Source organism: Lactobacillus sp. ESL0703, assembly GCF_029433435.1.
Lineage (GTDB): Bacteria > Bacillota > Bacilli > Lactobacillales > Lactobacillaceae > Lactobacillus.
The window spans coordinates 463,693-476,504 of the sequence record NZ_JAQTIB010000001.1 but is presented as its reverse complement, the minus strand read 5'-3'; the positions used below and the strand labels follow the sequence as shown (position 1 = coordinate 476,504).

Annotated in this window: 15 protein-coding genes; 13 read left to right on the top strand and 2 right to left on the bottom strand. The window is 40.0% G+C overall.

The annotated features are described in order from the left end of the window. Positions 1-71: 71 nt before the first annotated feature. Entirely contained in the window at positions 72-506 is a 435-nt protein-coding gene (locus PT278_RS02055) for a MerR family transcriptional regulator (protein ID WP_277129794.1), read from the bottom strand. Between the two features lie 102 nt (positions 507-608). Between PT278_RS02055 and PT278_RS02050 the strand changes: the two genes are divergently transcribed. Next, on the top strand, positions 609-1,343 hold the full coding sequence (locus PT278_RS02050; protein WP_277129793.1) for a carboxymuconolactone decarboxylase family protein: 735 nt from the start codon (positions 609-611) through the stop codon (positions 1,341-1,343). An 85-nt stretch (positions 1,344-1,428) separates the two neighbouring features. Further along, positions 1,429-2,292, top strand: coding sequence for an aldo/keto reductase (locus tag PT278_RS02045; RefSeq protein WP_277129792.1), 864 nt, complete (start codon positions 1,429-1,431; stop codon positions 2,290-2,292). Positions 2,293-2,347: 55 nt separating this feature from the next. On the opposite strand, the gene PT278_RS02040 is transcribed toward PT278_RS02045, so the two are convergent. Further along, on the bottom strand, positions 2,348-3,700 hold the full coding sequence (locus PT278_RS02040) for a Mur ligase family protein (RefSeq protein ID WP_277129790.1): 1,353 nt from the start codon (positions 3,698-3,700) through the stop codon (positions 2,348-2,350). Between the two features lie 145 nt (positions 3,701-3,845). On the opposite strand from PT278_RS02040, the gene PT278_RS02035 reads away from it, so the two are divergent. The 11 genes from PT278_RS02035 to PT278_RS01985 all read left to right on the top strand — a co-directional run bounded on the left by PT278_RS02035 (position 3,846) and on the right by PT278_RS01985 (position 12,789). Next, a complete protein-coding gene (locus tag PT278_RS02035; RefSeq protein ID WP_277129789.1) occupies positions 3,846-4,457 on the top strand; it encodes a thymidine kinase in 612 nt (203 codons plus the stop codon). 6 nt (positions 4,458-4,463) lie between these two features. Beyond that, complete coding sequence (gene prfA, locus PT278_RS02030) at positions 4,464-5,552, top strand: peptide chain release factor 1 (protein WP_277129788.1); 1,089 nt, start codon at positions 4,464-4,466, stop codon at positions 5,550-5,552. Further along, the gene (gene prmC / locus PT278_RS02025) at positions 5,545-6,393 is read left to right on the top strand and encodes a peptide chain release factor N(5)-glutamine methyltransferase (RefSeq protein ID WP_277129787.1); all 849 of its coding nucleotides are present in this window, start codon (positions 5,545-5,547) and stop codon (positions 6,391-6,393) included. Before prfA ends, prmC begins: the two co-directional genes overlap by 8 nt. Beyond that, the gene (locus tag PT278_RS02020) at positions 6,394-7,398 is read left to right on the top strand and encodes an L-threonylcarbamoyladenylate synthase (RefSeq protein ID WP_277129786.1); all 1,005 of its coding nucleotides are present in this window, start codon (positions 6,394-6,396) and stop codon (positions 7,396-7,398) included. It abuts the gene before it with no gap. A gap of 84 nt (positions 7,399-7,482) precedes the next feature. Further along, a complete protein-coding gene (upp, locus tag PT278_RS02015; RefSeq protein ID WP_277129785.1) occupies positions 7,483-8,112 on the top strand; it encodes a uracil phosphoribosyltransferase in 630 nt (209 codons plus the stop codon). Between the two features lie 118 nt (positions 8,113-8,230). Next, a complete protein-coding gene (gene atpB / locus PT278_RS02010) occupies positions 8,231-8,944 on the top strand; it encodes a F0F1 ATP synthase subunit A (protein WP_277129784.1) in 714 nt (237 codons plus the stop codon). Between the two features lie 18 nt (positions 8,945-8,962). Continuing rightward, a complete protein-coding gene (gene atpE, locus PT278_RS02005; protein WP_277129782.1) occupies positions 8,963-9,187 on the top strand; it encodes a F0F1 ATP synthase subunit C in 225 nt (74 codons plus the stop codon). 45 nt (positions 9,188-9,232) lie between these two features. Then, the gene (atpF, locus tag PT278_RS02000; RefSeq protein ID WP_277129781.1) at positions 9,233-9,742 is read left to right on the top strand and encodes a F0F1 ATP synthase subunit B; all 510 of its coding nucleotides are present in this window, start codon (positions 9,233-9,235) and stop codon (positions 9,740-9,742) included. After that, positions 9,742-10,290, top strand: coding sequence for a F0F1 ATP synthase subunit delta (locus PT278_RS01995; RefSeq protein WP_277129780.1), 549 nt, complete (start codon positions 9,742-9,744; stop codon positions 10,288-10,290). The genes atpF and PT278_RS01995 overlap by 1 nt, the downstream gene beginning before the upstream one ends. Before the next feature lie 14 nt (positions 10,291-10,304). Then, positions 10,305-11,816, top strand: a complete 1,512-nt coding sequence (gene atpA / locus PT278_RS01990; RefSeq protein WP_277129779.1) for a F0F1 ATP synthase subunit alpha — start codon at positions 10,305-10,307, stop codon at positions 11,814-11,816. Between the two features lie 10 nt (positions 11,817-11,826). Continuing rightward, a complete protein-coding gene (locus tag PT278_RS01985) occupies positions 11,827-12,789 on the top strand; it encodes a F0F1 ATP synthase subunit gamma (RefSeq protein ID WP_277129778.1) in 963 nt (320 codons plus the stop codon). Positions 12,790-12,812: the final 23 nt, after the last annotated feature.

The window sequence follows — 12,812 nt, the reverse complement described above, 5'->3', positions numbered from 1 at the left end:
GGAAGAACTCATCCTGATTTATAAGGCTTCCGCCAAAATCGCGGGAGCTTTTTTAAAACAAACTGATGAAATTATTCATGATGTCCCATCTTAGCTAAATATGCCGCGAAACTTTCATCTTCGGTAATCATACCAGCTTGTTTTCCCTCATACCAATTAATCTTATCGTTTAAAATTTGCAGGTGGTGCTGGACTTCGTTCAATTGCTTCAAAAAATTCTGTTTAGTTGCGCGAAGTAATTCGAGCCGTTCGGGGATTGTTTGATCGCCTTGACTGCGCCAAGCAACGTATTTTTTCAAATCAATAATACTCATTCCTGTACCTTTAAGGTGTTCCAGGAATTTCATCCATTGCACGTCAGCGTCGACATAAAAGCGGTGGCCATTGGCTGACCGTTGCGGTTTAATTAATTCTTCTTTTTCGTAAAAGCGCAGCGTTGACGGCTTTAGGTCAAATAGCGCACTAAATTCCGCAATACTGTATTTGTGTTCGATAGTTTCTGTCATTGTTTTTCCTCTTTATTTAATAAAGTAATTCTAACATCGCCTTGACTTAAAGTTAACTTTAAGTTCTATACTGGTGGCAATTAATTTAAGGAGGTTTTTAAAATGGCTAAAAAACAAACGGCAGGTCGGGAAAATTTGGGTAAGTTTGCACCACAATTCGCGGCTTTGAACGATGATGTTTTATTTGGACAGGTTTGGGCTAAAGAAAATGAACTGTCAGCTCATGATCGTTCTCTGGTAACAATTGCTGCACTGATGGCAATGGGCAACACAGAACAAATTACCGCTCATTTGAAAATAGGTAAGCAACATGGCATCACTAAAGAAGAGATTGTCGCCGAAATTACACAGCTTGCATTTTATGTTGGCTGGCCCAAAGCCTGGTCGACCTTTAATCGTGCTAAGGAAATTTGGTCAGATGAATCTGATACAACTGAAGTTAAACAGCCGGGAGTGTTTGCGACAGGACCAAGTAATGATCGTTATGCGCAGTATTTCGTAGGTAAAAGCTATAATAAGGCTTTGGTTTCACCAAATGGTAAGGATGTAACTGTGCCGGTTAGCAATGTTACCTTTGAGCCGGGGTGCCATAATAATTGGCATATTCACCATGACGGCAGTCAGATTTTGCTCGCAGTTAGTGGTCGTGGTTGGTATCAAGAATGGGGTAAGCAGCCGCAAGAATTAAATCCAGGTGATGTGGTAGTTGTTCACGATGGGGTTAAGCACTGGCATGGAGCTGCTAAAGATTCATGGTTTAGCCACTTAGCGATTACGACTGGTTCAACGCAGTGGTTAGAGCCAGTTGTTAATGATGAATATAACAAGTTGCCATAAAGTAATTGGAAGAAGTTAATTATGCTAGTTTTGGACGACTAGCTGCAAATAAATTGCTGCTCTCAATGCATTAGGAGGCAATAGAATGTCGATTTTAGAAGAAAAGTATGTTTTAAATAATGGAATTAAAATTCCCAAGTTGGGTTTTGGTACATGGTTGATTAATAATACTGAAGTTGTAGGTGCAGTTCAGCAGGCAGCTCAACTGGGATACCGCCTATTTGATACAGCACAGGCTTATGGCAATGAAGTTGGGGTGGGTGAAGGTCTAAAAGCCACTGGTCTGCCACGTGAGCAATTTTTTGTTACAACTAAGGTGGAAGCTAATTATAAGGATTACCAAACGGTTAAAAATTCGATTGATACATCGCTGACAAAATTAGATTTGGATTATCTTGACCTATTGCTAATTCATGCTCCTGAGCCATGGGCTGAATTTCATGGCAGTAATCATTATTTTGCAGAAAATTTAGCAGTTTGGCAGGCAATGGAAGAAGCTGTGCAGGCTGGTAAAGTTCGCTCAATTGGAGTTTCTAATTTTGAACAGGTTGATTTAGATAATATTCTACAAAATTGTACGATTAAGCCAGTGGTTAATCAGTTGTTAACCCATATTGGCAATACCAACTTCAAATTAATTGATTACAGTCAGAAAAAAGGTCTCTTGGTAGAAGCCTATTCGCCGATTGCTCACGGGGAAATGATGAAAAATGAGCAGCTAATTAAGTTGGCCAAGAAATATCAGGTATCAATTCCTCAACTAGCTATCAGATATTGCTTAGAGTTAGGAACTGTGCCGTTGCCTAAGAGCAGAACTCTTAAACATATTGCCGCCAATAGGAATGTGAATTTTACTATCGCGCTGGAAGATATGCAGTTACTCAAAGCAATTCCTCATATTAAGGACTATGGTTCTTCAAGCAAGTTCCCAGTTTTTAGCGGCAAATAAATTTACTATAAATAAAAAGACAATTCTCAATTATGAGAACTGTCTTTTTTGGTTATTACATACCAGCCTTAATAATTTTCTTCTCAGCCATTGTTTTACGCAAGGCGAGAAGAGCAGTATAAGTTGATAAAATGTAAACTTTTTTAGTTGGCAGTTTAGCGATTTGCGGGATTAAATCATCGTTATCTTTAGCCACTGTCATATTATCAGGATTAAAGCCTGCAACTTCTAACCTAAAATTCATGTCTTTACGCCGCAAGCCGCCAACAATAACGTGTTTAATCTGCTCACGATTTAAGTCTTCGAACTGACCGTCCCAAATCCATGAGGTGTCAATTCCGTCTGCGTGATTGGCGTTAAGCAGTGCAACCAGTGAGTAGTCATCTGGTTCTGTGTTTAACATATGCAGCACTTCGTCAAGCCCCACCGGATTTTTAACTAAAATCAAGTCAATGTCTTTACCAGCGTAGTTAATTAATTCTTGTCGGCCAAAGACCCGCTTATTGTTAGCGAATGATTGTGCAATTTCATCATCATTTAAACCAAACTCGCGGGCAACAGAATAAGCAGCCAGAGCGTTATAAATATTATAAGTACCACCGATATTGATCGAATAGTCTTTGGCACCCATTTCAAATGCCAATTGATTAGGTGTTTGCTCGGTAATCTTATTGATACTGTATTTCAATTCTGGACGCTTGTAGCCGCAATGAGGACAGAAAAAGTCGCCCAAGTTAGCATAAATCCGGTCATGAAAGTGAATAACGTGGTCGCATTGCGGACACAAAACACCGTCAGTATTAACGGGAGCTTTTGCATCGTTATCTTTTTGCGCGGAATCTAAGTCAAACCCGTAGAATACTTTTTTATTGGGCAATGCAACTGATGAAAAGATGCTGGCATCACCATTGGCAATAATCGTTGCTTCAGGAGCCAGCTTAATACCATCTACGATTTTGGCATAAGTGGTATAAATTTCCCCATATCTGTCCATTTGGTCACGAAAAATATTGGTCAACACATAGTAACTTGGGTGAATTAATTCAGTAACCATCTTGACGTTGGCTTCATCGACTTCTAAGACAGCAATCTTACGCTTGACCTTCTTTTGCTTATGAGCTAAGAAGGCAGTAACAATGCCTTGCTGCATGTTCGAACCTGACGGATTAGTTAGAATGTCGCCGTACTTTTGCTTTAATGCGGCCACAATTAATGATGTCGTCATCGTCTTACCATTGGTTCCAGTTACAATGACAGTTTCATAATCATGTGCCAGTGCGTTTAACACCTGCGGGTCAATTTTCATCGCTAACTTGCCAGGAAAACTGGTGCCGCCTTTTAATACATTATGAAGAAACCAATAGCTTGATTTACCAGCAGCCTTGGCAATTCCTGATTTTAGATTCATCTTTATCCCTCACTTTAAAATCATTATAACTATAGCATAGCGCCGAGGTGAAAACGAGTTTTCACGACGATTTAACTGCACATAATTTGATTTTCATCTATACTAGTTAAGTTAGGTGAATTTAATTTAAACAAAGGAGCAAAAAATGGCACAATTATTTTTTCACTATGGTGCTATGAGTAGTGGTAAAACGATTGAAATTCTTAAGGATACACATAATTATGAAGCCCAAGGCCGTAAGATTGCGCTCATGACTAGCGGCATTGATAATCGCAGCGGTGTTGGCACGGTTGCTTCAAGAATTGGTCTGCACCGGGATGCAGTTCCGATTGAATCGCAGACAAATATTTTTGATTATATCCAAAAATTAAACGCTGAAGATGAAAAACGCGGTGACGGTTCAATTGCCTGCGTCTTTATTGATGAGGCACAATTTTTGGAGCGGCATCATGTCTTAGAATGTGCCAGAATAGTTGATGAACTTAAGATACCGGTAATGACATTTGGTCTTAAAAACGATTTTCAAAATAAATTATTCGAAGGTAGTAAAAACCTCCTGATTTTTGCGGATAAAATTAAGGAAATCAAAACAATTTGCCACTATTGTGGACGTAAGGCTACAATGAACTTGCGGATTCACGACGGTCAACCTGTTTATGAAGGTGAGCAAGTTCAAATCGGCGGCGATGAAAGTTATTATCCTGTTTGCCGTTTTCATTATTTTCACCCAGGAAAGCCAAGAACAAGAGAGGAATAGATAAGTATGGATAAAGTTATGGCACAGCTCGAGGGTCTAGTAGCCCATTATGAAGAGCTTCAAGAAATGATGGCTGATCCAGAAGTCATCAATGATACTAAGCGCTACATGGAAATCTCAAAAGAAGAGGCAGATTTGCGTGATGTAGTTGAAAAGTATCAAAAATATAAGGCAGATAAGCAAGAAATTGCCGATAACAAGGAAATTATTTCAAGCGAAAGTGACAGCGACTTAGTTGAAATGGCTAAGGAAGAAAATCACGATCTTGAACAAGAAATCGGTGAATTGGAAGACCAAATTAAGATCTTAATGCTGCCAAAAGACCCTAACGATGATAAGGATATTATCATGGAAATTCGTGGTGCTGCTGGTGGGGATGAAGCCTCCTTATTTGCTGGTGATTTGCTTAGAATGTATGAAAAATACGCTGAACGGCAAAATTGGCAGGTATCAGTCGTTGATAGTGAACCAACAGAAGTTGGTGGTTATAAGCGAATTGCCATTATGATTACTGGTGACAAGGTTTATTCTAAGCTCAAGTACGAAAATGGTGCTCACCGGGTACAACGAGTACCGGTAACCGAATCACAAGGTCGGGTGCACACCTCAACCGCAACTGTTGCCGTTATGCCTGAATATGAACAGGTTGATTTGGATCTTGATCCTAAAGATATTAGGGTTGATGTTTACCGTTCAAGCGGTGCCGGTGGCCAGCACATTAACAAGACCTCCAGTGCCGTGCGGATGACGCACCTGCCAACTGGAATTGTGGTTGCGATGCAGGATCAGCGTAGTCAGCAGCAGAACCGGGAAAAGGCAATGCAAATTTTGAAGTCACGGGTTTACGACTATTATGAAAGTCAAAACCGTGACCAATATGATGCTAAAAGAAAGAATGCTGTTGGTACTGGTGACCGTTCAGAACGGATTCGGACTTATAATTATCCGCAAAACCGGGTAACCGACCACCGAATTGGCTTTACACTAAACAAGCTTGACCGGGTGATGAACGGTGAAATGGATGAAATTATTGATGCATTAATTTTGTATAACCAAACTAAGCAGTTAGAGGAGTTGGCCGATCAAAATGCCTAAACTAACAACACTGAAAGATTTACAAATTTGGGCGACTGAAACTGCACCAGAGGCGCGTCCTGAAGATGTCGAATACTTATTGGCTGAACGGTTAAATTTAACGCCCAGTGAATTTGCTTTAAAGCAAGATTTAGAATTAACGTCGGAGCAATTAAAGCAGGCACAAAAGGACGTTAACAAATTAGCTAAGGGAGTGTCACCGCAATATATTTTGGGTTATTCTTGGTTTTACGGCTATAAGATTATGGTTCAGCGTGGGGTTTTAATTCCCCGCTTTGAAACTGAAGAATTGGTTAATTGGGCGCTAACGCATCTAAAGTCAGGTGACAAAGTTTTGGATTTGGGTACAGGTTCCGGCTGCATTACTGTTGCCTTGGCTAAAGAAGCAGCTAAACAGGGAATTACTGATCTAGATTTATATGCTTCTGATGTTACAGATGCGGCATTGCGGACAAGCGAAGAGAACTTTGTAACCTATGACCTTGATGTGACGGTTCGGAAGGCTAACGTGTTAATTGGCCTAGAAAAATTTGACAAGATTATTTCTAATCCGCCTTATATTAAGGAAACAGAAAAAAATGTCATGGACCAAAACGTCTTGCAGAATGAACCTAAAGAGGCTTTATTTGGTGGCAAAAATGGCTTAGACTTTTACCAGAAATTTGCCAAACAAGTTCGTGAGCATTTGAATAGTCATGGCGAGTTCTTCTTGGAGTATGGTTTTAGTGAACAAGAGCAGTTAAGTGACTTATTTGCCAAGGAACTGCCGGACTTTACGGTTGAATTTAAAAATGACATGGCAGGTAAGCCACGCATGGTTTATGGAAAGTGGAATAAGTAGATGGAAACGAAAATTTTTTCAGAAGGACAAATTGATGATGCCGTCAAATTGCTGGCTGCGGGTGAATTAGTCGCTTTTCCAACAGAAACGGTTTATGGTCTTGGGGCAATTGCCACTAACGAAAAGTCGGTTAAGGGTGTTTATGCTGCTAAGGGCCGGCCGAGTGATAATCCATTAATTGTGACGGTTTCGGATGCTGAAATGATGGCAAAGTATGCTAAGGAAGTACCAGAACGTGCCCAAAAGTTAATTAAGCACTTCTGGCCGGGTCCATTAACTATTTTGTTATTTGTTAAGCCAGGGAGTTTACCTAGTGCTGTTACTGGCGGTCTTGATACAGTCGCTTTTCGCTGCCCGGATGACCCATTGACGCATGATTTAATTGCCAAATTGGGTTACCCAATTGTTGGCCCGTCAGCTAATACCTCAACTAAGCCTAGCCCGACAACGGCGCAACATGTGTATCATGACCTTAAGGGTAAAATCGCCGGTATTATTGACGGTGGTGCGACCAGAGTAGGTCTAGAATCAACAATTATTGACCTGTCGGTTGCAACTCCAGTTGTTTTGCGTCCGGGTGAAATTACTCCAGAAGAATTAAGCACAGTTCTAGGTGAAGAAGTATTAATTAACACTGGCAAGGTAAGCGACAAGGATGTACCAAAGGCTCCGGGAATGAAGTACCGCCATTATGCACCAGCCGCATCTGTGACAGTCGTTGATGATGCCAAAGATTTCGCGCAGATTAATTTTGATGAAACAACTGGCGTGATGGCACTTGATTCTGAATTAGCCAAAATTACAATGCCAGAAGAAAACAAATTTAGTTTGGGACAGAATTTAACTGATGCTGACCATCAATTATTTGGCGGTTTGCGCTATTTTGACGATAAAAAGAATATTAAGCAGATTTTTGTTCAAGGTTTTAGCGGCAGTGAAGCTACTTTGGCTTACATGAACCGGCTAAATAAGGCTGCTGCGGGGCACCATTATCAAGCAAAATAAAAAATACCTGCAAATGACTTTAAACCCGTTACTTTTTTGATTAAAATACTTGTTAAGTATAATTTATATTTTTAGGAGGAAATTATGGGCAAATTTACAGTTTTGGATCACCCATTGATTCAACACAAATTAACCATTATCAGACGTAAGGAAACGAGTTCCAATGAATTTCGCCGCATTGTTGGTGAAATTGGTGGTCTCATGACTTATGAAATCACCAGAGATTTGCCACTCAAGGATGTTGAGATTGAGACACCAATTGGTAAAACCACTCAAAAAGAAATTGCTGGTAAAAAGTTGACCATTGTGCCAATCTTACGTGCTGGTATGGGAATGTTAAATGGTGTGATGGAAATGATTCCGTCAGCTAAAGTCGGTGTCATTGGGATGTACCGTGATGAAGAAACTTTGAAGCCGCACGAATACTTCTGCAAGATGCCAAAGGATATTGCAGAACGTGAATGCTTGATTGTTGACCCAATGCTTGCAACTGGTGGCTCAGCTAACATGGCAATTGGCGCCTTGAAGAAGCGCGGCGTTAAAGATATTCGCCTAGCTGTTTTGGTTGCTGCACCAGAAGGTGTTAAGGCAATTCAAGAAGAAAACCCAGACGTTGATATTTATGCTGCAGCTGAGGATGAAGAATTATTGTCAAATGGCTACATTTTCCCAGGTCTTGGTGATGCTGGTGATCGGCTGTTTGGGACCAAATAATCCGCATTCGGTAAATTAATTATAGAATTCGCTTACAATTTTTCACAAAATTATTGTTTGGTGTTAATATTGTATGAGTGTTCGATAATTGAGCACAGGAAGGGAGGTCCGCGAAGTAATGGAGAAATCATTTGTTTTTAAATTTTTGGGCTTAAACTTTGATCTTACTGGGATCATTGGCTCAACTTTAATGGCAGCCGTGATTTTATTTGTCTGTATTTGGCTTTCACGTAAAGTTGAAATGAAACCAAACAAAAAGCAAAATGCGATAGAGTATCTACTTGATTTTACAGATAACATTGTTAAAGATAATGTCGAAGATCAAGATGCGCAGAAGCATTTATCACTTTATGCTTTCGTTTTGTTTCTCTTTATCTGGTTTATGAACATGCTTGGTCTGTTTTTGGAAGTCAAAGCTGGCGACTATATGTTTGTCAAGTCGCCAACAGCTGACCCAGTGACGACAATGTCGTTTGCAATGATGACCTTGCTTCTATCATTTACGTTTGGAATACAAAAGTTCGGCGTTGGTGGATATTGGCGCAATTACGCAGCACCAGTTGGTTTTTTGTTCCCAATCAATATGATTGAGGAAATTACTAACTTTTTGACGTTGTCTTTGCGTTTATACGGTAATATCTATGCTGGTGAAGTTCTGTTAACGTTAATTGGAAATAGTTTAGCTCCAAGCTTTGGTATTTCTACGTTAGTCTTAGCTGCGCCGCTTGCAATGATTTGGCAAGGTTTCTCTGTCTTCATTGGCTCTATCCAAGCATATGTTTTCGTAACTTTGTCGATGGTTTACATTGGAAAAAAGGTTACAAAGGAATAATTTTTTGGAGGTTAAAATATGTCACAAGGTTTTAAATATATTGCTGCAGCAATTGCAGCCGGAATCGCTGCTTTAGCTGCTTCTTGGGGTAACGGAAAAGTTATTTCAAAGACTATTGAAAGCATGGCTCGCCAACCAGAAAGTGCCGGCAACTTGAGATCAACTATGTTTATCGGTGTTGGTTTGATCGAAGCCGTTCCTATCTTGGCAGTCGTTGTTGCATTCCTGATTCTCTTCCTTTAATTTTTACTAAAAAGATTTAGGTTGAAAAAGAGAGAAGGGCAGTAAATGACATTTCAAACTTTATTTGCAGCCTCAGGTCATATTTATCTTGGCAATACCCTTTGGTATTTAATTGTTTTTGCAATTTTGCTAGTGTTGGTTAAGCATTATGCTTGGGGACCAGTCTCCGACATGATGGAAAAACGGCGCCAAAAGGTAATTAATGATTTGGATTCGGCTGCAAGCGATCGTAAAAAAGCTGAAGTTTTAGCTAATGAACGTGAAGCTGCCTTGAAGAATTCAAGACAAGAGGCAACTCAGATTCTCTCTGATGCCAAGGCTAACGCGCAAAAGACAAGCAGCAAGATTGTGGCTGATGCCAATACTGATGCTGCTTCAATTCACGATAAGGCAAAAGCTGATGCTGCTCAGGCAAAGGCTGATGCTTTGAATGAAGCGCGTGGGCAAGTTGCAGATATTTCGGTAGCAATTGCTGAAAAGGTAATTGCTAAAAATTTATCTGCTGCTGACCAAAAAGATTTAGTCGATCAATTCATTAAGGGGCTGAATGAATAATGGCCTTAAGTAGAGAAGAAATAGCTGCACGTTATGGAACAGCACTGTTCGGCTACGCGCAGGATATGAATTCTTTGGATGCTGTTCATGCGGATTTACAGGAATTGGCACAAGCTGTTTCTGTTAATCCGCAGATCTTGAATGTTTTTAGTGATCCGATTTTTAATAGTGATGAAAAAAAGGCCTCACTTTCAGTTATTGAACAAGGTTTGAATGCTGAAGTGCAAAACTTTTTGAACTTTCTATTAGAATATGATCGTTTTGCGGACTTGCCTGATATTATTGATGAGTTTAATGACTTGTACGATCAGGCAAAAAAGATTACGTCAGGAACTGCAATTACTGCAGTTAAGCTTGATGATGCGCAACTAGCTGCTTTGAGTAATAGTTATGCGCAAAAATACGGCTTAAAAGATGTTCGTCTTAAGAATGAAGTAGACGAAAGCATCTTGGGCGGTGTAATCTTACGCATTGGTGACCGTTTAATTGACGGTTCCATTAAAAACAAGCTGAAAAAAATTCGCGTTCAGTTAATAAATAAAGATTAAAAGAGGTGAAACCATTGAGCATTAAAGCAGAAGAAATTAGCTCTTTAATCAAGCAGCAACTTGAACACTATGATGACAAACTCGATATTGATGAAGTCGGGGTTGTAACTTACATAGGTGATGGTATCGCCCGGGCTCACGGACTAAACAATGTTTTGGCTAATGAGCTGTTGGAATTTGACAATGGTTCTTACGGAATTGCGCAAAACCTTGAATCCAACGATGTTGGTATCATTATTTTGGGTAATTTTGATGACATTCGTGAAGGCGATCAGGTCAAGAGAACTGGTCAAATCATGCGTGTTCCAGTTGGTGATGCATTAATCGGCCGGGTTGTTAACCCATTGGGTCAACCAGTCGATGGTTTAGGTGACATCAAGACTGATAAGACACGTCCAATCGAATCAAATGCTCCAGGTGTTATGGAGCGTCAGTCAGTTAACCAACCATTGCAAACTGGTATTAAGGCGATTGATGCATTGGTACCAATTGGTCGTGGTCAGCGTGAGTTAATCATTGGTGACCGTAAGACTGGTAAAACTAGTTTGGCAATTGACACCATTTTGAACCAAAAAGGGCAAGATGTTATTTGTATTTATGTCTTCATTGGTCAAAAAGAGTCAACTGTTAGAACTGAAGTAGAAACTTTAAAACGCTTCGGCGCAATGGATTATACTATTGTGGTTGAAGCTGGACCTAGTGAACCAGCACCGATGCTGTACATCGCACCTTATGCTGGTACCGCGATGGGTGAGGAATTTATGTACAACGGTAAGGATGTATTGATTGTCTTCGACGATCTATCCAAACAAGCCGTTGCTTACCGTGAACTCTCCTTGCTTCTCCGTCGTCCGCCTGGTCGTGAAGCATATCCTGGTGATGTTTTCTACTTGCACTCACGTTTACTAGAGCGTAGTGCTAAGTTAAGTGATAAATTAGGCGGCGGTTCAATGACTGCTTTGCCATTTATCCAAACTGAAGCCGGTGATATTTCTGCATATATCCCAACTAACGTAATTTCAATTACTGATGGTCAGATTTTCTTGCAAAGTGATTTGTTCTTTGCCGGAACTAGACCAGCGATTGATGCCGGAAACTCAGTTTCTCGTGTTGGTGGTAGTGCGCAGATTAAAGCAATGAAGAAGGTAGCTGGTACTTTGCGTACTGACTTAGCTGCCTTCCACGAATTAGAAAGTTTTGCTCAATTTGGTAGTGACTTGGATCAAGCTACCCAAGCTAAATTAAATCGTGGTCGTCGGGTTGTTGAAGTTTTGAAACAACCTTTGCATGATCCGATTCCAGTTGAAAAGCAAGTTTTAATTCTTTATGCCTTAACGCATGGTTATTTGGATTCAGTTCCAGTTGAAGACATTGCGCGGTTTGAAAAGGAAATGTACGATAACTTTGATAGTTCTCATGCTGATCTGTTAAAACAAATTCGCGAAACTGGTGAATTACCAGATGAAAAAGAATTACAAGCTGCAATTAGCAAATTCGCTGATAGTTTTTCACCAAGTAATAAATAGGAGGTAGCTTATGCCTGCATCTTTACTTGAGTTGAAGAAAAAAATTGCTTCAGTTAAGCAAACTGGTAAAATTACGGAAGCTATGAGAATGGTTTCCGCATCAAAGTTAAATCAAACTGAAAAACGCGATCAAGGTTATACTATTTATAACGATCACGTGCGGCAGACTTTGTCGCGGTTGATGAGTACCCAAGTCGTTAATCATTTGCATAAAGAAATGGCAAACGCTGACGAGGATACCATCAGCAAGGTTGATTATGAAAATGTTTTTGGCCTTGGAATTGTCTCCGATATGGTACAAGAGCGCAAGGAAATTAAGTCAACTGGTTATTTGGTAATAACTGGTGACCGCGGACTTGTTGGCTCATACAATAGTGCTGTCATTAAGAATATGATGGGCTTAGTCGAAGACGCTAAAGCTGAAAGCAAAGATATCAAAATCTTAGCTGTTGGTTCAGTAGGTGCTGACTTTTTCAAGAAAAACAACCTTAACGTTGTTTATGAAAATGATGCAATCTCTGATGTGCCAACTTTTGATGAGGTTTTACCAATTGTTTCAACCGCAATCAAGATGTACTTAAATGGGGTTTATGATGAGCTGTACGTTTGCTACACCCACCATATTAACTCACTGTCATCTGCATTTCGGGTTGAAAAAATGCTGCCAATCGTTGATATTGATATCGGCGTTGAGGAAGCTGAAGTACATAAAGATTTAGAATATGATATTAAGCCAGACATTAATACTGTCTTGACAACTTTAGTGCCGCAATATGCGCGTTCAACAATTTATGGTGCTATTTTGGATGCCAAGACTGCTGAACATGCCAGTTCAATGACGGCAATGCAGAGTGCGACAGACAATGTTAACGACTTGGTATCTAATTTAACTACTAAATTAAACCGTGCAAGACAAGCTGAAATCACTACTGAAATTACTGAAATTGTCAGTGGTGCGGAAGCTTTGAAATAAATAGAGAAAAGGAGGTAGATGTT